Here is a 20,872-nt window from a genome sequence, read left to right as displayed (position 1 = left end):
TACACCGCTTTCGCGAGCAGGCTCGCTCCCACAGTTGAATGTCATTCGTGCTTTGAAAAACCGATAGAACTTCTCGCCTCGCGCCATCCTCATAGCTAACAAATCCCTCCATATTTGGTAACAAACATGGACCTTGTTATCGCCCGCCCAGAAGGTTTGTACTGCCCCGCCGGGGATTTCTACATCGACCCCTGGCGCCCGGTCGAACGGGCGGTCATCACGCACGCCCACAGCGACCATGCCAAAGGCGGCAACCAACACTATCTGGCGGCGGCTCCCGGCGAAGGCATCCTGCGCGCACGCCTGGGGACGGATATCAACCTGCAAACCCTGCCTTACGGCCTACCCCTGACTCACCATGGCGTGACTCTGAGCTTTCACCCCGCCGGCCATGTGCTCGGTTCGGCCCAGGTACGCCTGGAGTACGGGGGCGAAGTCTGGGTCGCTTCGGGGGATTACAAGATTGAACCCGACGGCACCTGCGCACCGTTCGAACCCGTGCGCTGCGACACCTTCATCACCGAATCGACCTTTGGCCTGCCGATCTATCGCTGGCAGCCCCAGGCGCAGGTGTTTGCCGAGATCAATCAGTGGTGGCAAGCCAACGCCGCCGCCGACAAGGCCAGCGTGCTGTTCTGCTACGCCTTCGGCAAGGCCCAGCGCATTCTCCACGGCATCGACGCCAGCCTCGGCCCCATCCTGGTGCATGGTGCAGTGGAACCGTTGAACCGGGTGTATCGCGAGAGCGGTGTTTATTTACCGCCAACGATCTACGCCGGCGAGTTGAAAAAGAGCGACCCCATGATACGCAAGGCGATGGTGCTGGCCCCGCCTTCGGCGGGCGGCAGCACCTGGATGCGCCGCTTCGGGGACTACAGCGACGGCTTTGCCAGCGGCTGGATGCGCTTGCGCGGCACACGTCGGCGGCGCGGCGTGGACCGTGGCTTTGTGTTGTCCGACCACGCCGACTGGCCGGGTCTGCTGTGGGCCATCGAGCAAACCGGTGCCGAACGGGTCATGGTCACCCACGGCTCGGTCGGGGTATTGGTGCGCCACCTGCGCGAGCAAGGGCTCGATGCGCAGAGCTTCAACACCGAGTACGGCGATGACGAGGAAGAGCGCGCGATCATCGAGCCGCAAATCGCCGAGGTGCCGACATGAAGGCCTTCGCCCGGTTGTACGCCGAGCTCGACGCCACGACATCGAGCAATGCCAAACTGGCGGCGATGCAACATTACTTCGCTGAGGCGGCTGCGGAAGATGCCGCCTGGGCGGTTTACTTTTTGTCCGGTGGGCGCCCCAGGCAATTGGTGCCGGTGCGCATCCTGCGCGAACTGGCGGTGGAATATTCCGGCCTGGCGCCGTGGCTGTTCGAGGAGAGTTACCAGGCCGTCGGCGACCTGGCGGAAACCATCTCGCTGGTGCTGCCCGAAGCGCCCCACAGCTCCATCGACGGCTTGGCGGTGTGGATCGAAGACAAGCTGCTGCCACTGCGTGGCGCGCCCCCGGACGTTCTCGCCGAACAGCTTCCCGCGCTTTGGTCGCAACTGGACCGTCCCAGCCTGATGCTCTGCATCAAATTGATCACCGGCAGTTTCCGGGTCGGCGTCTCCAAATTGCTGGTGACCCGCGCCCTGGCATCCATGGCGCATCTGGACAGCAAACGCGTGGCGCAGCGGCTGGTGGGGTATACCGACCTGTCCCACCGTCCGAGCGCGGCCAGCTATTTAAAGCTGATCGCCGCCGAATCATCCGACGAGCATGCCCAACGGGGCGGCCAGCCCTATCCGTTTTTCCTGGCCCATGCGCTGTCACAGCCGGTCGAACAGTTCGAAGCCCTGCTCGGCCCCGCCAGCCACTGGCAAGTGGAATGGAAATGGGATGGCATCCGCGCCCAGGTGGTCAAGCGCGACGGCCGACTATGGATCTGGTCGCGCGGTGAAGAACTGGTCACGGAGCGCTTTCCCGAACTCGATAGCCTGGTGCATTGCCTGCCCGACGGCACCGTGATCGACGGTGAAATCGTTGCCTGGAAAACCGCTCGACCGGACACCGAGGATGCCTTCGATCCGCCAACACCAGCCGCACCCGCGGTGCAACCTTTCGCCCTGCTGCAACAGCGGATCGGTCGTAAGACCCTGGGCAAGAAAATCCTCGACGAGGTGCCGGTGGTCGTTCTTGCCTACGATTTGCTGGAATGGCGCGGCGAAGATTGGCGCAATCAGCCTCAGGTCAAACGCCGTACTCAGCTGGAACAGGTGATCGGCGCCTGCGCCAACCCCGTCCTGCTGCCGTCCCCCGTGCTCACCGGCGAAGACTGGTTCGACCTCGCCCGGCAACGGGAAGCCTCCCGCAGCCTGGGGGTCGAGGGCATGATGCTCAAGGCCAGGGATGCGCTGTATGGCGTCGGTCGAACCAAGGACATGGGCGTCTGGTGGAAGTGGAAAGTCGACCCGTTCAGCGTCGATGCCGTGCTCATCTATGCCCAGCGCGGCCATGGCCGCCGGGCCAGTCTCTACAGCGACTACACCTTCGCCGTCTGGGATGGCCCGGCCGATGCCAGCGAGCGCACGCTGGTGCCGTTCGCCAAGGCGTATTCGGGGCTGACGGATGAAGAAATGCGCCAGGTCGACAGCATCGTGCGCAAGACCACGGTGGAGAAGTTCGGGCCGGTGAGCAGTGTGAAGCCAAGCCTGGTGTTTGAGCTGGGGTTCGAAGGGATCGCCTTGTCCAAGCGTCATAAAAGTGGCATTGCGGTGCGATTTCCGCGGATGTTGCGGTGGCGGCGGGACAAAACCGTCGAAGAAGCGGACAACCTCGGCACCCTGCAGGATCTACTCAGCTGACCCGTCCCCCTGTAGGAGCTGGCTTGCCAGCGAAGCACTTGAAAACACCGCGTTAATCCAGCAAGAACCTGTCATCGATAACGATCTTCGTTGGCAAGCCAGCCTACGAAAAGCAGCGGCCATGACCACTGTTGGTGCAGCCTTTTCCCAACGCCCGTTTTCGTGCATAAATCCCTCCGCGACATTTCTTGAACTACCTTTTAAACGCTTGTTCGGGACTCTGGTTCGGAAATTGCTACTTTCATAGGGTCCTACGCTGTCCAGTAACAATAATTCTGCGCCACAAGCGCTCATATTGGTTTTTAGGGATTGAAGAATGAAAAAAGCATTGCTGACCCTTTCTGCACTGGCGTTGTGCATGGCAGCTGGCTCCACGCTGGCCAAGGAATACAAGGAATTGCGTTTTGGCGTTGACCCGTCTTATGCGCCGTTTGAATCGAAAGCGGCCGACGGCAACCTGGTGGGCTTCGACATTGATCTGGGGAACGCGATCTGCGCCGAGGTGAAGGTCAAGTGCAAATGGGTCGAAAGCGATTTCGACGGCATGATTCCGGGCCTGAAGGCCAATAAGTTCGACGGTGTGATCTCGTCGATGACCGTCACCCCGGCTCGCGAAAAAGTCATCGACTTCTCCGAGGAGCTGTTCTCCGGCCCAACCGCTTATGTGTTCAAGAAAGGTTCCGGCCTGAGCGAGGATGTCGCGTCGCTGAAGGGCAAGACCATCGGCTATGAGCAAGGCACTATCCAGGAAGCCTATGCCAAGGCGGTGCTGGACAAGGCCGGGGTCAAAACCCAGGCCTATCAGAACCAGGACCAGGTCTATTCCGACCTGATGTCCGGCCGCCTCGACGGGGCGATCCAGGACATGCTGCAAGCCGAACTGGGCTTTCTTAAGTCGCCAAAAGGCGTCGATTACGAAGTCAGCAAACCGGTCGACAGCGAACTGCTGCCCGCCAAAACTGCGATCGGTATCTCTAAAGGTAACAAAGACCTGAAGGCACTTTTGGATAAAGGTATCAAAGCGTTACACGACGATGGCACCTATGCCACCATTCAGAAGAAACACTTCGGCGATCTGAATCTGCACAGCGGCAAATAATGCCCGGCGCCCATTTCGCGATGGGCGCTTTTTTCATCCGATCAGGTTGCTGATTTATGTTCGAAAACCTACTACAAAACCTGGGGCTTTCAGCCTTCAGCCTCAAGGGCTTTGGTCCGTTGCTGATGGAAGGCACCTGGATGACCATCAAGTTATCGGTGTTGTCGCTGTTGGTGGCCGTGTTGCTGGGCTTGCTCGGTGCCAGTGCCAAGCTGTCAAAAGTCAAACTGGTGCGGATCCCGGCCCAGCTCTATACCACGCTGATTCGCGGCGTGCCGGACCTGGTGCTGATGCTGTTGATCTTCTACAGCCTGCAAACCTGGTTGACGACCTTTACCGACTTCATGGAATGGGAATACATCGAGATCAACCCGTTCAGCGCCGGGGTCATCACCCTGGGCTTCATTTATGGGGCGTATTTCACCGAAACCTTCCGTGGCGCGATTCTCGCGGTCCCACGAGGCCAGGTCGAAGCCGCCACCGCCTATGGCCTCAAACGCGGCCAGCGTTTCCGAATCGTGGTGTTCCCGCAAATGATGCGCTTCGCCCTGCCCGGTATCGGTAACAACTGGATGGTGATGCTCAAGGCGACCGCCCTGGTCTCGATCATCGGCCTGGCCGACCTGGTCAAGGCGGCCCAGGACGCCGGCAAAAGCACTTATCAACTGTTTTATTTCCTGGTGCTTGCCGCGCTGATTTACCTGCTGATCACCAGCGCCTCCAATTTCGTCCTGCGCTGGCTCGAACGCCGTTACGCCGCCGGTACCCGGGAGGCGGTGCGATGATCGAACTCTTGCAGGAATACTGGAGACCCTTTCTTTATACCGACGGCTACAACATCACCGGCCTGGCCATGACCATGTGGCTGCTCAGCGCCTCGATCTTCATCGGTTTCCTGGTGTCGATCCCGCTGTCCATCGCCCGGGTTTCACGCCGCGCCTACATTCGGTTGCCGGTGCAGTTCTACACCTACCTGTTCCGCGGCACGCCGCTGTATATCCAGCTGCTGATCTGCTACACCGGTATCTACAGTCTGGCGGCCGTGCGCGCCCAACCCGTGCTCGATGCGTTCTTTCGCGATGCCATGAACTGCACGATCCTGGCGTTCGCCCTGAACACCTGCGCCTACACCACGGAGATTTTTGCCGGGGCGATCCGCAGCATGGCCCATGGCGAGGTCGAAGCGGCCAAGGCCTACGGGCTGACAGGCTGGAAGCTGTATGCCTACGTGATCATGCCGTCGGCCCTGCGTCGCTCGTTGCCTTATTACAGCAACGAAGTGATTCTGATGCTGCACTCGACCACCGTGGCGTTCACCGCAACCATCCCGGATATCCTGAAAGTCGCGCGGGACGCCAACTCGGCGACCTTCCTGACCTTCCAGTCGTTCGGCATCGCCGCGCTGATCTACCTGACCGTCACCTTTGCGCTGGTCGGCCTGTTCCGCCTCGCCGAACGCCGATGGCTGGCCTTCCTCGGGCCATCCCACTAGGACTTTTCTGCTTCAGGAAACACAGAATGCGCCACCAGATTCATGACCTGCTGGCCCCGCTGCCGGGGACCGCACGACAGATTCACAGCTTCCACTTCGGCCCGCCGTCGGCCAAGGGCAAGATCTACATCCAGTCATCCCTGCACGCCGACGAAATGCCCGGCATGCTGGTGGCCTGGCACCTCAAGCAGCGCCTGGCAGAACTCGAGGCCGACGGCCGCCTGCGCAGCGAAATCGTGCTGGTGCCGGTGGCCAATCCGGTCGGCCTGGAACAGGTCCTGATGGATGTACCCTTGGGCCGCTACGAACTGGAGAGCGGGCAGAACTTCAACCGCTGGTTCGTCGATTTGAGCGAGGAGGTCGGCAATGCAATCGAAGGCCAACTCGGCGACGATCCGCAGCGCAACCTCGACCTGATCCGCGCCAGCCTGCGTGACGCGCTGGGCCGTCAGAGCGCTGCCACCCAACTGCAATCCCAGCGCCTGGTCCTGCAACGGCTGGCCTGCGATGCCGACATGGTGCTGGACCTGCATTGCGATTTCGAAGCGGTCGCCCATCTCTACACCACGCCTGAAGCCTGGCCGCAGGTCGAGCCGCTGGCCCGTTACATCGGTGCCGAAGCCAGCCTGCTGGCCACCGATTCCGGCGGCCAGTCGTTCGATGAGTGCTTCACCCTGCTCTGGTGGCAGCTCCAGGAACGCTTCGGCGAACACTTCGACATACCGCCGGGAAGCTTTTCGGTCACCGTCGAACTGCGCGGCCAGGGCGACGTCAATCACCCGCTGGCCAGCCTCGACTGCCAGGCACTGATCGACTACCTGACGCACTACGGCGCCATCATCGGCGAACCGGCGCCGCTGCCCGCGCTGCCCTACCCGGCCACGCCCCTGGCGGGTGTGGAACCGGTGGCAACCGCCGTCGGCGGATTGCTGGTATTCCTGGCGTTGCCGGGGCAATACCTGGAAGCCGGGCAACTGATCGCCGAAATCATCGACCCGATCAATGATCGCGTCACCCCCGTTCATTGCACCGCCGCCGGGCTGATGTACGCCCGCTCGCTGCGACGCATGGCCACTGCCGGGATGGTGATCGCGCATGTCGCGGGCATCGAAGCCTACCGCAGCGGCTACCTACTTTCGCCTTGAGGATGCATGCCCCATGTACAAACTGACCATCGAAGGCCTGCATAAAAGCTACGGCGATCATGAAGTCCTCAAAGGCGTTTCGCTCAAGGCCAATACCGGTGACGTCATCAGCCTGATCGGCGCCAGTGGCTCGGGCAAAAGCACCTTCCTGCGCTGCATCAACTTTCTCGAACAACCCAACGACGGCACCATGAGCCTCGATGGCCAGAATATCCGCATGATCAAGGACCGCCACGGCATCCATGTCGCCGATGCCGATGAACTGCAGCGGATCCGCACCCGCCTGGCCATGGTGTTCCAGCATTTCAACCTGTGGAGCCACATGACGGTGCTGGAGAACATCACCATGGCGCCGCGCCGGGTGTTGGGTTGTGACAAGAAAGAAGCCGAGGACCGCGCCCGACGCTACCTGGACAAGGTCGGCCTGGCGGCGCGGGTGGCTGATCAGTACCCGGCGTTCCTGTCCGGCGGGCAGCAGCAGCGGGTCGCCATCGCCCGCGCACTGGCCATGGAACCGGAAGTCATGCTGTTCGACGAACCGACCTCGGCGCTCGATCCGGAACTGGTCGGTGAAGTGCTCAAGGTGATCCAGGGCCTGGCCGAAGAAGGCCGGACCATGATCATGGTCACCCACGAAATGAGCTTCGCCCGCAAGGTATCGAGCCAGGTGCTGTTTCTGCACCAGGGGTTGGTCGAGGAGGAAGGCGCGCCGGACGCCGTGCTGGGCAATCCGAGAAGTGAACGCCTGAAGCAGTTCCTCAGCGGTAACTTGAAGTAGCGAGCTTGCTCGCGATGGTCGTTAGCGACAACGCGTGTTTACTGATTAAACGCGGCGCTTTTGGATCCATCGCGAGCAAGCTCGCTCCTACAATTTCCTTATCTGACTGGCATTACGGCAAGCCGGGCTCCTACAGGACCGCGTTGTGTCATTAAACCTTTCGCATGCCGGCGTGGTCACTGAAAGAAGACTTTCAGAGCGCACACCGCCGGCATGGGAACCTCCCCCGACTTCGCCAGACACTGGTTCACCGCGCGCGGCTGGAAGCCGTTCGTCTTTCAGAAACAGGTATGGGCAGCGATAAAAAAAGGCCAGTCCGGGTTGCTGCACGCCAGCACCGGCGCCGGTAAAACCTATGCCGTGTGGTTGGGGGCGCTCGATCGCTTCGCCCGTGCCACCCCTCCCGACGATAAACCGCGCAAACGCAAACCGGTCGCCGAGCCCTTGACGGTGCTGTGGATAACCCCCATGCGCGCCCTGGCCGCCGATACCGCCCGCGCGCTGGAAGCGCCGTTGCACGACTTGCAGATCCCCTGGAGCGTTGGCCTGCGCACCGGCGATACCAGCAGCAGCGAACGCGCACGGCAAAGTCGGCGCCTGCCCTCCGCACTGATCACCACCCCCGAAAGCCTGACCCTGATGCTGGCCCGCGCCGATGCGTTCACAGCACTGTCGACCTTGCGCATGGTGGTGGTCGACGAATGGCACGAATTGCTCGGCAACAAGCGTGGCGTGCAACTGCAACTGGCCCTCGCCCGGTTGCGCCGCTGGCATCCGGAGCTGATCGTCTGGGGCGTTTCCGCAACCCTGGGTAATCAGGCCCACGCCGAGCAGGTATTAATCCCACAGGGCGGTGGTATCAACGTTCAGGGGCAAACATCCAAGGCACTGCAGGTCGACACGTTGCTCCCGCCTGCCCTCGAGCGCTTTCCGTGGGCCGGGCACATTGGCTTGAAAATGTTGCCGGCGGTCGTGGCCGAGCTCGAATCCAGCCCCAGCAGCCTGGTGTTCACCAACACCCGTGCGCAATCGGAAATCTGGTTCCTGGCGCTGCTCGAGGCTCGCCCGGACTGGGCCGGCCTGATCGCCCTGCATCACGGCTCGCTGTCCCGGGACACCCGCGACTGGGTCGAACGAGCGCTCAAGGAAGGTCAGCTCAAAGCCGTGGTCTGCACCTCGAGCCTGGACCTGGGCGTGGACTTCCTGCCGGTCGAACGGGTCCTGCAAATCGGCTCGGCCAAAGGCGTGGCGCGGCTGATGCAGCGTGCGGGGCGTTCCGGCCACGCGCCGGGCCGGGTTTCGCGGGTGACGCTGGTGCCGACGCACAGCCTGGAATTGATCGAAGCCGCCGCGGCACAGGACGCGGTGGCGCAACGCCGGATCGAACCCCGCGAGTCGCCGCACAAGCCGCTGGATGTGCTGGTTCAACACCTGGTGAGCATGGCATTGGGCGGCGGGTTCCTGCCCGATGAGTTGTACGAAGAAGTGCGCGGCGCCTGGGCTTATCGTGATCTCACTCCGCAGGATTGGACCTGGGCCCTGGCGTTCGTACGCCACGGCGGGCTTTCTCTGACAGCCTATCCGGACTATCGCCGGGTCGAACCGGATGAGGACGGCGTCTGGCGCGTGCCGGATGCGCGCTTGGCCCGACGGCATCGCATGAGCATCGGCACCATCGTCAGCGACGCGAGCATCCAGCTGAAGTTCTGGAGCAAAGGCGGCGGTGGCAAACAGCTGGGCAGTGTCGAAGAAGGCTTTATCGCCAGGCTCAAGCCGGGTGACGGTTTTCTGTTTGCCGGACGCTTGCTGGAGCTGGTCCGGGTGGAAAACATGACGGCCTATGTCAAACGCAGTGCCACGAAAAAAGCCGCAGTGCCGCGCTGGAATGGAGGGCGCATGCCATTGTCCAGCGAGTTGGCGCACGCCGTGGTAGCGCGTTTCAGTGCAGCCGACCAGGGCACTTTCATCGGCCCGGAAATGCAGGCCCTGCGCCCGTTATTAGCGGTACAGAAACGCTGGTCCGGGCTGCCCACCGAGACGAGCCTGCTGGCCGAGGTGCTGAAATCCCGCGAAGGCTGGCACCTGTTCCTCTACCCGTTTGCCGGACGCCAGGTGCATTTGGGCCTGGCGAGCCTGCTGGCATGGCGGGTCAGTCAACGGCAGGCCGTCACCTTTTCGATTGCGGTCAACGACTACGGCCTGGAACTGCTCAGCGCCACTCGCGTCGATTGGTCGACGCAGCTGGATCCGCAACTGTTGAGCCCTGACTATCTGTTGAAGGACATTCTCGCCAGCCTGAATGCCGGTGAACTGGCGTTGCGCCGCTTTCGGGAAATCGCGCGCATCGCCGGGCTGGTGTTCGCCGGCTACCCCGGCGCGCCGAAAAGCACGCGCCAGGTTCAGGCGTCGAGCGGCTTGTTCTTTGAAGTGTTTAAACAGTACGACGCCGGGAATCTGCTGCTGGCTCAGGCCGGGGAAGAAGTCCTGCGGGAGGAACTGGATATTCGTCGCCTGGAACAGACCCTGGAGCGGCTCAATCGCCTGCAATTGGACCTGCATCCTGTCAAACGCCCTACTCCCCTCGGGTTTCCGCTGCTGGTGGAGCGGATGCGCGAAAGCATGAGCTCGGAAAAACTTGCCGACCGCATCAGACGCATGGTCAGCGATCTCGAGAAAACCGCCGAAACCGGGAAAGCCTGATGAGTACACCCTATCCGGTCCGCCTGGCCGGTGAAGACCTCTGGTTGCTGCCAGAAAAGGCTGTCTATTGGCCAGCCCAACAGGCGTTGTTGATCGCCGATGTGCATTTCGGCAAGGCCGCCGCTTATCGCAGCCTCGGCCAACCGGTGCCGCAGGGCACCACCGCCAGCAATATTGCGGTGTTGAACGGGTTACTGGCAGCCCTGCCCTGTCGACAGCTGATTTTTCTCGGGGATTTCCTGCACGGGCCCGGCTCCCACGCGAAAGCCACGCTAAGCGCTTTAGCCGAGTGGCGAGCGCAGCACAGCAACCTGCCCATGACGCTGATCCGCGGCAACCATGACAAGCGCGCCGGCGACCCGCCCGTTTCGCTGAATATTCGAGTGGTGCCCGAGCCTTTGCTGCTGGGACCGTTTGCCTTGCAGCACGAACCGACCCCGCATGGGAGTCGGCACGTGCTGGCCGGGCATGTACACCCCGTCTACCGATTGCACGGTCGAGGTCGACAAAGCTTGCGCCTGGCCTGTTTCAGGCTCGGTGACGAGATCAGCCTGTTACCTGCCTTCGGCGCGTTTACCGGGGGTTATCAGGTACAGCAGGATGACAGTGGCAGGATATTCGTCATCGGCGATAACGAAATCTGGCCCATCGGCCTGTAGGAGCGAGCTTGCTCGCGAAAAACCTGAGACCACCGCGGGGTGTCAGGCTTATCGAGTCATCGTTGACGACCATCGCGAGCAAGCTCGCTCCTACAGGGGGACGGGGTGTAATCAGGCAACTGGCGCGGGTGGCGGCTCATCCGGCAGGGTGGGCTCTCCCGGTTCCGTCGGTTGTTCGTTGGGGGTATCGGGATCGGGCTGACCGGGGATGCCCCCCGCCATGATTGGCGGGTGCGCCAACAAGGACCAGGCCAAGACGCCAACCTGATTGGGTTCAAGCCTTGCCAGTTCGGCACTTATTCGCGGATCGATCTTCATGGGACACTCCTGAGCAATGGCCTCGTCCGCTGTGCGCGAACCGGGCAGTACACCCAATAGAGTGTCTACCCGCCCAAGAATTCCCGCCAGCCGCCCGATGAAATGGATCAGGTGCGTGGCAAAGTGACGCCGCGCTGCCCCTGATACTTGCCGCCACGGTCCTTGTAGGAGACTTCGCACTCTTCGTCGGATTCGAAAAACAGCATCTGCGCCACGCCTTCATTGGCGTAGATTTTTGCCGGCAGCGTGGTGGTGTTGGAGAATTCCAGGGTTACATGGCCTTCCCACTCCGGCTCGAGCGGCGTCACGTTGACGATAATGCCGCAACGGGCGTAGGTGCTTTTACCCAGGCAGATGGTCAGCACGTTGCGGGGAATGCGGAAGAATTCCACGGTGCGCGCCAGGGCGAAGGAGTTCGGCGGGATGATGCACACGTCGCTCTTGACGTCGACGAAGCTCTTCTCATCGAAGTTCTTCGGATCGACGGTCGCCGAATTGATGTTGGTGAACACCTTGAATTCATCGGCGCAACGCACGTCGTAGCCGTAGCTCGACACACCGTAGGAAATCACTCGCTCGGCGCCTTCGCCACGCACCTGGCGCTCGACGAAAGGTTCGATCATGCCGTGCTCTTGCGCCATGCGGCGAATCCACTTGTCCGATTTGATGCTCATGGCGGGTGTCCTGAATAGCGAGGTGGAAAAATTCTGTCCGGCATCTTACCGGGCGCGCCGCCGGGTTCAAAGTCCGAGGTACGATTCTCGGCGCCAACCCCTTAATTTGCGGACCTTCGGCACAGAACAATGCACCGTCAGTCACGAAAACAAAGAAACCTTCGCAAGAAACATTGGCACGTTCCGGAAAAAGGGTTAAGGTGGCGCCACTGTGCTGCTTGTGTCACTGAGAATCTCTACACGATATGTTGAATTTCGATCCAACCATCTACAAGAATTTTTCCTGCTCTTTGCACTCAGTCTCGGCCAGGGTTCTTCCTGCGTCGCAGTTATCTTTGTTCAAGGAGTTACACCATGTCTAATCGCCAAACCGGTACCGTTAAGTGGTTCAACGATGAAAAAGGCTTCGGCTTCATCACTCCACAATCCGGTGACGACCTGTTCGTTCACTTCAAAGCTATCCAATCCGACGGCTTCAAAAGCCTGAAAGAAGGCCAACAGGTTTCTTTCATCGCTACCCGCGGTCAGAAAGGCATGCAAGCTGAAGAAGTTCAAGTTATCTAACTTGTACTTGCTTTAGTAAAAGGCCCCGCCCTCAAAAGCGGGGCTTTTTTGTGCCCGTATGTTTTTTGCCGGCACCAAAAAAGATCGCAGCTGCGGCAGCTCCTACAGGATATCCATCAATCCAACGTAGGAGCTGCCGCAGGCTGCGATCTTTTGACCTTCAGCGGTTACCAGGTAACGCCAAAACCAGCCGTATAACGCGTCTTGCTCAGGTCAGCCTCATCGCTACCCTTGATGATGTCCCTCTCGGCCTTCAGGTTCAGTGACGCCCAATCCGTCACCTTGTAACGCAACCCGACCTCGGCATCCAGCGCATAATCCGCCACGCTGCCCAGCGGCTTGCCCACCTCGCCATTGGTGAAGAACTCCACCTTCTTTGCGACCAGATAGCGGTTGTAGTCCCACTTCATGGCGACCGAGTAGAAGTTGTCCTTGCCGCCGTCGCTGTATTCGTAATCTGTGCGGTTGAGCAGCGAGCCCAGGGAGAATGCACCCAGCTCGTCATCCCAGAACTGATAACCGGGACCGGTACCGACAGTGCGCTGACGGGCAAGGTCTTCGACCTTGTCACGCTTGTACACCAGGCGGCCCTGCCAGAACCATTTGTCGGTCAGGAAGCGGTCGAGGGAGTACTCGCCGCGCCAGTTGTCCGTGGTGACCACGTCATCCTGGAATTCGCGGTTGTACTCGCCTTCTGCGGTGTGACGCCATCTGCCATGACGGGCACTGGTCTTGAAGTCGACGTCGTAGTCATCGGTATCGTTTTCTGCGCGCTGATAGTCCAGCGCCACATCGATATTGCCCTTCCACACCAGATCTTCGACCACCGGCTTGGGCTTGAGCATCTGCTGAATGCTGGCCAGCTCCACGGTCTTGGGACCGTCGCCGTTGGCAAGGGTCACCTTGCCGTCTTCCGCCGCATGCAGCGCCTTGGCCTTTTCGCCGGTGTAGGCATCCTGCTTGACCAGCAATTGCTGATCGCTTTCCAAAGTTTTGACTTGCTTCCAGTCGATCGGGACCGCACCGGCATACTCGGTCTGGATCAGCAGCTTGCCACCGTCGAACAAGGTGATCTTGCCGCTCAGTTTGTCACCGTTCTTCAACCAGACGGTGTCGGCAAGCAGGGGCGTGGAAGCCGTGAAGACAGCGAGGCACAGCAGGGTTCTGGACACCATAAGCAAAGACAGGCTCAAGATTGCGAAAAAAAGTCGGCATTATCCATAGGAATAAGACCCCAGCAAGCACTGACCCGACTATTTCTATTGAGTTCATTTCTCAATTGCAGATCCAGGCATTACTCTACAGACGGTAATGCGAATCCCCCCAGGAACTGCGGACGTGACCGACTCAACCGCTGAACATCAAAGCCCGGCGCAAATCCGACGCACGGCTCTCTACCTGACCTTGGCGCAAGTGCCCGCGGGCAAAGTGGTGAGTTACGGTCAACTCGCCGAACTGGCCGGACTGGGTCGCGCCGCCCGCTGGGTCGGCCGGACACTGAGCCAACTGCCCCCTGACAGCAAATTACCCTGGCACCGCGTGCTCGGTGCCGGCGGGCGCATCAGCCTGCCGGTGGGCAGTGTTTCAGGGGATGAACAGCGAGCGCGTTTGCGCATGGAAGGCATCAGTGTCCAGAACAATCGTGTTGATATTCAGCGCCATGGCTGGCGCCCGGTAGAGCACAGCGGTTAGAGTGCGCGCTTTGTTTCCGTAATTCTTGAGGCAGACTCCAGCCCATGCCCCGTAAAACCTGGCGCGCCGCGCTCGCCGCCTATGCCAGCCCTTCAACGCTTGTGCTGTTGTTGCTTGGTTTCGCCGCCGGCCTACCCTACATGCTGGTGTTTTCGACACTTTCAGTCTGGCTGCGTGAAGCCGGCGTGGCTCGCGAAACCATCGGCTATGCAAGCCTGATCGGTCTGGCCTACGCCTTTAAATGGGTCTGGTCGCCGTTGCTCGATCAATGGCGCCTGCCACTGCTCGGCAAGCTCGGTCGCCGTCGCTCCTGGCTGGTGCTCTCCCAGGCACTGGTGATCCTCGGCCTGATCGGGATGGGTTTCTGCGACCCGCAAAAACATTTGTCCTGGCTGATCGCTATCGCCGTGGTCGTCGCCTTCGCCTCCGCGACGCAAGACATCGCGGTTGACGCCTATCGCCTGGAAATCGCCGAAGACAGCCGCCAGGCAGCGCTGGCCGCCAGTTACATGTCCGGTTACCGGATCGCCGCGTTGCTGGCCACCGCTGGCGCGCTGTTCTTCGCCGAAGGCTTCGGCTCCACCGGCTTCAATTACCAGCATTCGGCCTGGGCCGGCACCTACATCCTGTTCGGCGCACTGATGATCCCGGCGCTGCTGACGTCCTTTTTCATGCGCGAACCGCCGGTGCCGCTGCGCACGCAACTGCAGGCCGGTCGCTACAGCTTTGTGCATCAACTGGCGTCGGTCTTCGTACTGATCGTGCTGCTGGTCTCCGTCCCGGCCTTGTTCACCCAGCTCTACAACACCGACTTCGCCAGCGTGCTGTTCCAGGACGAAAGCCTGCTCGACCTGCTGCTCGAAGACCGCGCATTCCTGCGGGCCATCCTCTACACCACCTTGACCGTGCTGTGCCTGTCGTCCGTGGGCCGCCGCGGCCTGGCGCCGGTGCTGACGCCGGTCAACGATTTCATTCTGCGGTACCGCTGGCAGGCGCTGCTGCTGCTCGGACTGATCGCCACCTACCGGATGTCCGATACGGTCATGGGCGTGATGGCCAACGTGTTCTACATCGACCAGGGTTTCACCAAGGATCAGATTGCCAGCGTCAGCAAAATCTTCGGCCTGATCATGACCCTGGTCGGCGCCGGCATGGGCGGCTTGCTGATCGTGCGCTTCGGCATCCTGCCGATCCTGTTCATCGGCGGGATCACGTCGGCCGGCACCAACCTGCTGTTCCTGATGCTCGCCGACATGGGCGCCAACCTGAACATGCTGATCGGCACCATCTCCCTCGACAACTTCAGCTCGGGCCTGGCAACTTCGGCCTTCGTCGCCTACCTGTCGAGCCTCACCAACCTCAAGTTCTCCGCCACCCAGTACGCGCTGCTCAGCTCGATCATGCTGTTGCTGCCACGCTTGATCGGCGGCTACTCAGGGGTGATGGTGGAGAAATACGGCTACCACGACTTCTTCCTGATTACCGCGCTCCTGGGTGTTCCGACGCTGGTGTTGATCGCCGTGCACTGGTACCAGGAGAACCGCCGCGCCGGTCCGACCCCGACACCGGAGCCGGTGCCGACCCAGGTCGCGGAAGAATCCTAGGCGCTTTACGTAGGAAGTTTCGCAAAGGGCGGGTCGATTCCCGCCCTTTGCCACCCCGCCGACCGCACGCCTGTACGCCAGAAGATCTCGCCCGTACAATGCTCCGTCATTTCTAGTCATCAGCAACCGACAACGGCCAACCATGCGCACCAGTCAATTTTTGCTCGCCACACAGAAAGAAACGCCTTCCGATGCGGTCGTGATCAGCCATCAGCTGATGCTGCGCGCCGGCATGATCCGCAAACTCGCCTCGGGCCTGTACACCTGGCTGCCGATGGGCTTGCGAGTGATGCGCAAGGTCGAAGCCATCGTTCGCGAAGAAATGAACGCCGCGGGCTCTCTTGAAGTGTTGATGCCGAGCACGCAACCGGCCGAGCTGTGGCAGGAATCCGGTCGCTGGGAAGAATACGGCCCGGAATTGCTGCGCTTCAAGGATCGCCACGGCCGCGACTTCTGCGCCGGCCCGACCCACGAAGAAGTCATCACCGACCTGATGCGCAACGAGTTGAGCAGCTACAAGCAGCTGCCGATCAACCTGTATCAGATCCAGACCAAATTCCGTGACGAAATCCGCCCACGCTTCGGTTTGATGCGCGGCCGCGAATTCATCATGAAGGACGCCTATTCCTTCCATGCCGACCAGCCTTCGCTGCAGGTCACTTACGACCGCATGTACCAGGCGTACTGCAACGTGTTCACCCGTCTGGGCCTGAAGTTCCGTGCGGTTGAAGCCGACAACGGCTCCATCGGCGGCGCCGGCTCCCACGAGTTCCACGTGCTGGCCGAATCCGGCGAAGACGATATCGTCTTCAGCAACGGTTCCGACTACGCGGCCAACATCGAGAAAGCCGAAGCCGTGCCCCGGGAAACGTCCCGTGCAGCCGCGACGCAAGAGCTGCGCCTGGTCGACACGCCGAACGCCAAGACCATCGCGCAACTGGTCGAAGGCTTCAACCTGCCAATCGAGAAGACTATCAAGACCCTGGTGGTTCACGCCGAAGAGCCAGGCAAGCTGATTGCCCTGATCATCCGCGGCGACCACGAGCTGAACGAAATCAAGGCCGCCAACCAGCCAGGCGTTGCCAGCCCGCTGGTGATGGCGTCCGAAGCCGAACTGCGCGACGCCATTGGCGCCGGTGCCGGCTCCCTCGGCCCGCTGAACCTGCCGCTGCCGATCATCATCGACCGTTCCGTCGAGCTGATGAGCGACTTCGGCATCGGCGCCAACATCGACGACAAGCACTACTTCGGCGTGAACTGGGAGCGTGATCTGCCGGTACCGACCGTGGCCGACCTGCGTAACGTCGTGGCCGGTGACCCAAGCGCGGATGGCAAGGGCACCCTGGAAATCAAGCGCGGCATCGAGGTCGGGCACATTTTCCAGCTGGGCAACAAATACAGCAAAGCGATGAAGTGCGAAGTGCTGGGCGAGAACGGCAAGCCGGTGACCCTGGAAATGGGCTGCTATGGCATTGGCGTGTCCCGCGTGGTGGCTGCGGCCATCGAACAGAACAACGATGCAAACGGCATTATCTGGAGCGACACCCTGGCCCCCTTCCAGGTCGCCCTGGTACCGCTGCGCTACGAAACCGAACAGGTTCGCGAAGCCACCGACAAGCTGTATGCAGAACTGACTGCCGCCGGCTTCGAAGTGCTGCTGGACGATCGCGACAAGAAAACCAGCCCGGGCATCAAGTTCGCGGACATGGAGCTGATCGGCATTCCGCACCGGATCGTGGTCAGTGACCGCGGCCTCGCCGATGGCAATCTGGAATACAAGAGCCGCACCGAGCCCGAGGCGCAAGCGCTGCCGGTCGCTGACGTGCTGTCTTTCCTCCAGGCCCGTATCCGCCGCTGACACCAGATAGAGAAGTCATGTTCAAGCGAAACACCTTAGGCCTCGGTGGTGCCGCCTTGTGCGGCACCCTGCTGGTCAGCGGCTGTGCCAATCACATGTCGCAACGCAGCGAGCACGAGGAACGTGTCGAGCGCAAATTGCTCGATCACAGCCTGCAGATCGATGTCGGCGAGCCCAAGGTGCTTGAGCTGCCGCAACGGCGGGTGAAAATCCACGAGCAGAAGACCTTCGAAGTCACCGAATTCGAAGTCACGCGCCACTATGATCGCTACACGCCGTACCAACCCTGGCGGGAGGTCTATGAGATTCCGCTGGGCGCGGTGGCGGTGGTGGGCGGTGTCGGCGCCAATGTGCTCAACGTGTTCGCCCTCGGCAACCTTCCGGACAGTGTGACCCGGGACTGGTTCAGCTACGGTTTCGCCGGGCTCAACCCGTTCATGAACGCGCAGTCCAATGGTCGTGCGCAGCAGAACCTGGCCGGCATCGACGAAGTCCAGCTGGACAAGCGCACCGAGTACTCGAGCCTGCCGTGGAGCGAGCGCCCGGTCGAGGTCAAGGCCGGCAAGGAAACCTTCCAGCTCAATACCGACAAAAACGGCATTTTGCGCGTGAACCTGCTGGACAGCCCGTTCGCCGAACATGACATCAACCATCTGAGCCGACTGCTGATCACTGTCGCGGACGCCCAGGACGACGTGCACTCCGACTCGTCCCTGGCGGTCAGCAGTGGCTTGCGCGGCAAACTGCTCGAAGCGCACGGGCTGATTTACGACGACCTCGAAGACGACGAAGTGAGCCAGTGGGTACACCGGGTCAAGCGTCTGTCGGAACTGGGCCTGGAAGAAGAAGCCACGGAGCTGGAGCAAAGCCTGATCGAACTGACCCGCAACGATCCGGAGCTGCAGACCGAATTCCTCAAGTCATTGACCCGGGATGCCGGGCGATTGGTGGCGGATCCGGGACCGAATTAAAAGCAAAAGCAAAAAGCTTCGCGAGCAAGCCCGCTCCCACAAGGGATTTGAGGCGGTCACAAATCATGTGTCTGCAGCAAATCCCTTGTGGGAGCGGGCTTGCTCCGGGCGGCGTTCCGAGGAAGGCGGCCTCACATTCATCACCCCATCAAAACTCTGCCACTACCGCTCAAACAACTCCATCTGCTCAAACCCACCGCGCAAATCCTCCAGCCTGACCCCAATCCCCAACAACCGCACCGGCTTCCCGCCGCGATTGAACGCCTGGGTCAGCAACAGCTGATAACTTCCCAGATCCCGACCTGCCCCGGCCTGCTCCAGCGTGGTCTGGGTAAAGTCATGGAATTTCACTTTGACGAACGGCTTGCCCGGCCGATAACTGCTGTCGATTCGCGCCATCCGTCCGGCCAGAGTCTCCAGCAGCTCGGGTAATTTATCCAGGCAGCTCACCAGATCTGGCAAATCCACGTCGTAGGTGTTTTCCACGCTGATCGACTGGCGACGACTGTCGTTGTGCACCAGACGGTCATCGATCCCACGGGCCAGGCTCCAGAGCCGCTCACCAAAGCTGCCGAATTCGCGCACCAGTGCCAACTTGTCCCATTCGCGCAAATGCGAGCAGTCGACGATACCCAGCCGGCCCAGCTTGTCGGCAGTGACCTTGCCCACCCCGTGCAACTTACTGACCGGCAGACCGCTGACAAAGTCCTCCACCTGATCCGGTGTAATGACGAACAAGCCGTTGGGTTTCTTCCAGTCGCTGGCGATCTTGGCAAGAAACTTGTTCGGTGCGACGCCGGCCGAGACGGTGATGTGCAACTGATTGGACACCCGTCGCCGGATGTCCTGGGCAATGCGTGTGGCGCTACCACCGAAATGCGCACTGTCCGACACATCGAGGTACGCCTCATCGAGGGAGAGCGGCTCGATCAAGTCGGTGTAATCGCGAAAGATCGAGTGAATTTCCTTGGACGCTTCTCTATAGGCGTCCATGCGCGGCTTGACGATGGTCAGGTCCGGGCACAGCTTCAAGGCATGCCCCGACGACATGGCCGAACGCACGCCGTACGCCCGCGCTTCATAATTGCAGGTAGCGATCACTCCCCGCCGATCGGCCGCCCCACCCACCGCCAGCGGTTTACCGGCCAGGCGCAGGTCGTCACGCATCTCGATGGCGGCGTAGAAACAGTCACAATCGACGTGAATGATTTTTCGCTGGGTCATATAAAAGCGGTATTCATGGGCTGGAAATGCGGTCAGGCCGTGTCGGACAGGCAGTATCTCACCGGCACCTGTATATAGCACCAGTACTCGGAATGTTCTTTTTCATACGTAGGAAAAGTATCGGATGAATTTAATGACTCAATCGAACCATTTCACCCAATAGAGCCGCAGGCCTTGCCACACCTGCCTCACAGACGTTAAGACCCACCCCCTTGGAGAGCTAAGCGATTGAACAGGAACAGGTTTTTTCAGGATTAGGCTTGACACCCGCGCCATCCTCTGTAGAATCCGACACACAGACGCGGGATGGAGCAGTCTGGTAGCTCGTCGGGCTCATAACCCGAAGGTCGTCGGTTCAAATCCGGCTCCCGCAACCAAACATCAAGAAAGGCTACTCGAAAGAGTGGCCTTTTTTGTGCGCGCCTGTTTTGTATGAGTGCAGCGCTTACCCATCGCCAGCCCAGGAAGATAAATCGTTCTGATTCCTGAACTTAGGTCTCCCCTGCGACGATTTGCGACTGATTTGCGCTTATTCGACCCGTTTCAGGATTAAAGGTTGACTCTGCGCCGTGCGCCTGTAAAGTGCCGCCACACAGACGCGGGATGGAGCAGTCTGGTAGCTCGTCGGGCTCATAACCCGAAGGTCGTCGGTTCAAATCCGGCTCCCGCAACCAAACACCAAGAAAGGCTACTCGAAAGAGTGGCCTTTTTTGTGCGCGCCTGTTTTGTACGGGGGCAGGCGCTTACCCATCGCAGTGCGGAAAGAGAAATCGTTCTGATTCCTGAACTTAGGTCTCCCCTGTCGCGGCTTGCCATTCATTTGCTCTTATTTGACCAGGTTCAGGATTAACGGTTGACACTCCGCCGTTCGCCTGTAGAATGCCGCCACACAGACGCGGGATGGAGCAGTCTGGTAGCTCGTCGGGCTCATAACCCGAAGGTCGTCGGTTCAAATCCGGCTCCCGCAACCAAACATCAAAAAAGGCTACTCGAAAGAGTGGCCTTTTTTGTATCTGTTGAAAAAATCCTTTCGCAACAATGACCTGCCATCAGCGAATGAGGCCCACTGTAGGCGCGAGCTTGCTCGCGATGGGCGTTAACGAACGGTGCTTACCGGTTAAAAACGGCGCTCTCGAGTCCATCGCGAGCAAGCTCGCTCCTACAATTTCCTGCGACCGCAGACAAAAACCTCTATGACTGACGATGTGCCGTCGCCGGATCCCGGTGAGAGGCATTAATATTTGTAAT

At 60.4% G+C, this 20,872-nt stretch carries 18 protein-coding genes and 3 tRNA genes; 17 read left to right on the top strand and 4 right to left on the bottom strand.

The annotated features are described in order from the left end of the window. The first annotated feature begins 126 nt into the window (after positions 1-126). The 9 genes from BZ163_RS23770 (at position 127) to pdeM (ending at position 10,719) form a co-directional block, all read left to right on the top strand. The gene (locus BZ163_RS23770; RefSeq protein WP_128872833.1) at positions 127-1,161 is read left to right on the top strand and encodes a ligase-associated DNA damage response exonuclease; all 1,035 of its coding nucleotides are present in this window, start codon (positions 127-129) and stop codon (positions 1,159-1,161) included. Further along, the gene (locus BZ163_RS23765) at positions 1,158-2,846 is read left to right on the top strand and encodes an ATP-dependent DNA ligase (RefSeq protein ID WP_128872832.1); all 1,689 of its coding nucleotides are present in this window, start codon (positions 1,158-1,160) and stop codon (positions 2,844-2,846) included. Before BZ163_RS23770 ends, BZ163_RS23765 begins: the two co-directional genes overlap by 4 nt. 316 nt (positions 2,847-3,162) lie before the next feature. Continuing rightward, entirely contained in the window at positions 3,163-3,945 is a 783-nt protein-coding gene (locus BZ163_RS23760) for a transporter substrate-binding domain-containing protein (protein WP_128872831.1), read from the top strand. A gap of 56 nt (positions 3,946-4,001) precedes the next feature. Continuing rightward, complete coding sequence (locus tag BZ163_RS23755; protein WP_128872830.1) at positions 4,002-4,730, top strand: ABC transporter permease; 729 nt, start codon at positions 4,002-4,004, stop codon at positions 4,728-4,730. Then, complete coding sequence (locus tag BZ163_RS23750; RefSeq protein WP_128872829.1) at positions 4,727-5,437, top strand: ABC transporter permease; 711 nt, start codon at positions 4,727-4,729, stop codon at positions 5,435-5,437. The genes BZ163_RS23755 and BZ163_RS23750 overlap by 4 nt, the downstream gene beginning before the upstream one ends. A 26-nt stretch (positions 5,438-5,463) precedes the next feature. Continuing rightward, positions 5,464-6,582, top strand: coding sequence for a succinylglutamate desuccinylase/aspartoacylase family protein (locus tag BZ163_RS23745; RefSeq protein WP_128872828.1), 1,119 nt, complete (start codon positions 5,464-5,466; stop codon positions 6,580-6,582). A 13-nt stretch (positions 6,583-6,595) separates the two neighbouring features. Continuing rightward, complete coding sequence (locus tag BZ163_RS23740) at positions 6,596-7,360, top strand: ABC transporter ATP-binding protein (protein WP_128872827.1); 765 nt, start codon at positions 6,596-6,598, stop codon at positions 7,358-7,360. 213 nt (positions 7,361-7,573) lie between these two features. Continuing rightward, positions 7,574-10,060: a ligase-associated DNA damage response DEXH box helicase gene (locus BZ163_RS23735; protein WP_128872826.1), complete on the top strand. Its 2,487-nt coding sequence runs from the start codon at positions 7,574-7,576 to the stop codon at positions 10,058-10,060. After that, positions 10,060-10,719, top strand: coding sequence for a ligase-associated DNA damage response endonuclease PdeM (pdeM, locus tag BZ163_RS23730; RefSeq protein WP_128872825.1), 660 nt, complete (start codon positions 10,060-10,062; stop codon positions 10,717-10,719). The genes BZ163_RS23735 and pdeM overlap by 1 nt, the downstream gene beginning before the upstream one ends. A 111-nt stretch (positions 10,720-10,830) precedes the next feature. Here pdeM and BZ163_RS23725 read toward each other — a convergent pair whose 3' ends face one another. Beyond that, on the bottom strand, positions 10,831-11,037 hold the full coding sequence (locus BZ163_RS23725) for a hypothetical protein (RefSeq protein ID WP_128872824.1): 207 nt from the start codon (positions 11,035-11,037) through the stop codon (positions 10,831-10,833). A 107-nt stretch (positions 11,038-11,144) separates the two neighbouring features. Beyond that, positions 11,145-11,711 (bottom strand): dCTP deaminase, encoded by a 567-nt coding sequence (gene dcd / locus BZ163_RS23720; protein ID WP_028622498.1) that lies wholly within the window; start codon positions 11,709-11,711, stop codon positions 11,145-11,147. A 354-nt stretch (positions 11,712-12,065) separates the two neighbouring features. Between dcd and BZ163_RS23715 the strand changes: the two genes are divergently transcribed. Continuing rightward, positions 12,066-12,275, top strand: a complete 210-nt coding sequence (locus tag BZ163_RS23715) for a cold-shock protein (protein WP_002554837.1) — start codon at positions 12,066-12,068, stop codon at positions 12,273-12,275. Positions 12,276-12,442: 167 nt separating this feature from the next. Here the strand turns inward: BZ163_RS23715 and BZ163_RS23710 are convergent, their stop codons facing one another. Continuing rightward, entirely contained in the window at positions 12,443-13,450 is a 1,008-nt protein-coding gene (locus tag BZ163_RS23710; RefSeq protein ID WP_128872823.1) for a DUF481 domain-containing protein, read from the bottom strand. Positions 13,451-13,613: 163 nt separating this feature from the next. On the opposite strand from BZ163_RS23710, the gene BZ163_RS23705 reads away from it, so the two are divergent. The 4 genes from BZ163_RS23705 (at position 13,614) to BZ163_RS23690 (ending at position 18,400) form a co-directional block, all read left to right on the top strand. Then, positions 13,614-13,967, top strand: a complete 354-nt coding sequence (locus tag BZ163_RS23705; protein WP_128872822.1) for an MGMT family protein — start codon at positions 13,614-13,616, stop codon at positions 13,965-13,967. A gap of 44 nt (positions 13,968-14,011) precedes the next feature. Beyond that, positions 14,012-15,571: an AmpG family muropeptide MFS transporter gene (locus BZ163_RS23700; RefSeq protein WP_128872821.1), complete on the top strand. Its 1,560-nt coding sequence runs from the start codon at positions 14,012-14,014 to the stop codon at positions 15,569-15,571. A gap of 142 nt (positions 15,572-15,713) precedes the next feature. Continuing rightward, the gene (locus BZ163_RS23695; protein ID WP_128872820.1) at positions 15,714-17,429 is read left to right on the top strand and encodes a proline--tRNA ligase; all 1,716 of its coding nucleotides are present in this window, start codon (positions 15,714-15,716) and stop codon (positions 17,427-17,429) included. A gap of 17 nt (positions 17,430-17,446) precedes the next feature. Then, a complete protein-coding gene (locus BZ163_RS23690) occupies positions 17,447-18,400 on the top strand; it encodes a hypothetical protein (RefSeq protein ID WP_128872819.1) in 954 nt (317 codons plus the stop codon). Between the two features lie 162 nt (positions 18,401-18,562). Here the strand turns inward: BZ163_RS23690 and dinB are convergent, their stop codons facing one another. Beyond that, positions 18,563-19,624 (bottom strand): DNA polymerase IV, encoded by a 1,062-nt coding sequence (gene dinB, locus BZ163_RS23685; protein ID WP_128872818.1) that lies wholly within the window; start codon positions 19,622-19,624, stop codon positions 18,563-18,565. 300 nt (positions 19,625-19,924) lie between these two features. Between dinB and BZ163_RS23680 the strand changes: the two genes are divergently transcribed. The 3 genes from BZ163_RS23680 (at position 19,925) to BZ163_RS23670 (ending at position 20,595) form a co-directional block, all read left to right on the top strand. Beyond that, positions 19,925-20,001, top strand: a tRNA-Met gene (locus BZ163_RS23680). 220 nt (positions 20,002-20,221) lie between these two features. Further along, positions 20,222-20,298: transfer RNA gene (locus BZ163_RS23675), tRNA-Met, on the top strand. Positions 20,299-20,518: 220 nt separating this feature from the next. Next, positions 20,519-20,595 (top strand) — tRNA-Met (locus tag BZ163_RS23670). Positions 20,596-20,872: the final 277 nt, after the last annotated feature.

The sequence above is a fragment of the Pseudomonas sp. VI4.1 genome (assembly GCF_002029345.1).
In the GTDB taxonomy this organism is placed as follows: Bacteria; Pseudomonadota; Gammaproteobacteria; order Pseudomonadales; family Pseudomonadaceae; genus Aquipseudomonas.
This window is presented reverse-complemented; position numbering and strand designations above follow the sequence as displayed.

What these genes read in the sequence shown, in the direction of transcription:
- BZ163_RS23770 (WP_128872833.1), top strand. Translation starts at nt 127, where the DNA reads ATGGACCTTGTTATCGCCCGCCCAGAAGGTTTGTACTGCCCCGCCGGG.
- BZ163_RS23765 (WP_128872832.1), top strand. Translation starts at nt 1,158, where the DNA reads ATGAAGGCCTTCGCCCGGTTGTACGCCGAGCTCGACGCCACGACATCG.
- BZ163_RS23760 (WP_128872831.1), top strand. Translation starts at nt 3,163, where the DNA reads ATGAAAAAAGCATTGCTGACCCTTTCTGCACTGGCGTTGTGCATGGCA.
- BZ163_RS23755 (WP_128872830.1), top strand. Translation starts at nt 4,002, where the DNA reads ATGTTCGAAAACCTACTACAAAACCTGGGGCTTTCAGCCTTCAGCCTC.
- BZ163_RS23750 (WP_128872829.1), top strand. Translation starts at nt 4,727, where the DNA reads ATGATCGAACTCTTGCAGGAATACTGGAGACCCTTTCTTTATACCGAC.
- BZ163_RS23745 (WP_128872828.1), top strand. Translation starts at nt 5,464, where the DNA reads ATGCGCCACCAGATTCATGACCTGCTGGCCCCGCTGCCGGGGACCGCA.
- BZ163_RS23740 (WP_128872827.1), top strand. Translation starts at nt 6,596, where the DNA reads ATGTACAAACTGACCATCGAAGGCCTGCATAAAAGCTACGGCGATCAT.
- BZ163_RS23735 (WP_128872826.1), top strand. Translation starts at nt 7,574, where the DNA reads ATGGGAACCTCCCCCGACTTCGCCAGACACTGGTTCACCGCGCGCGGC.
- pdeM (WP_128872825.1), top strand. Translation starts at nt 10,060, where the DNA reads ATGAGTACACCCTATCCGGTCCGCCTGGCCGGTGAAGACCTCTGGTTG.
- BZ163_RS23725 (WP_128872824.1), bottom strand. Translation starts at nt 11,037, where the DNA reads ATGAAGATCGATCCGCGAATAAGTGCCGAACTGGCAAGGCTTGAACCC.
- dcd (WP_028622498.1), bottom strand. Translation starts at nt 11,711, where the DNA reads ATGAGCATCAAATCGGACAAGTGGATTCGCCGCATGGCGCAAGAGCAC.
- BZ163_RS23715 (WP_002554837.1), top strand. Translation starts at nt 12,066, where the DNA reads ATGTCTAATCGCCAAACCGGTACCGTTAAGTGGTTCAACGATGAAAAA.
- BZ163_RS23710 (WP_128872823.1), bottom strand. Translation starts at nt 13,450, where the DNA reads ATGGTGTCCAGAACCCTGCTGTGCCTCGCTGTCTTCACGGCTTCCACG.
- BZ163_RS23700 (WP_128872821.1), top strand. Translation starts at nt 14,012, where the DNA reads ATGCCCCGTAAAACCTGGCGCGCCGCGCTCGCCGCCTATGCCAGCCCT.
- BZ163_RS23695 (WP_128872820.1), top strand. Translation starts at nt 15,714, where the DNA reads ATGCGCACCAGTCAATTTTTGCTCGCCACACAGAAAGAAACGCCTTCC.
- BZ163_RS23690 (WP_128872819.1), top strand. Translation starts at nt 17,447, where the DNA reads ATGTTCAAGCGAAACACCTTAGGCCTCGGTGGTGCCGCCTTGTGCGGC.
- dinB (WP_128872818.1), bottom strand. Translation starts at nt 19,624, where the DNA reads ATGACCCAGCGAAAAATCATTCACGTCGATTGTGACTGTTTCTACGCC.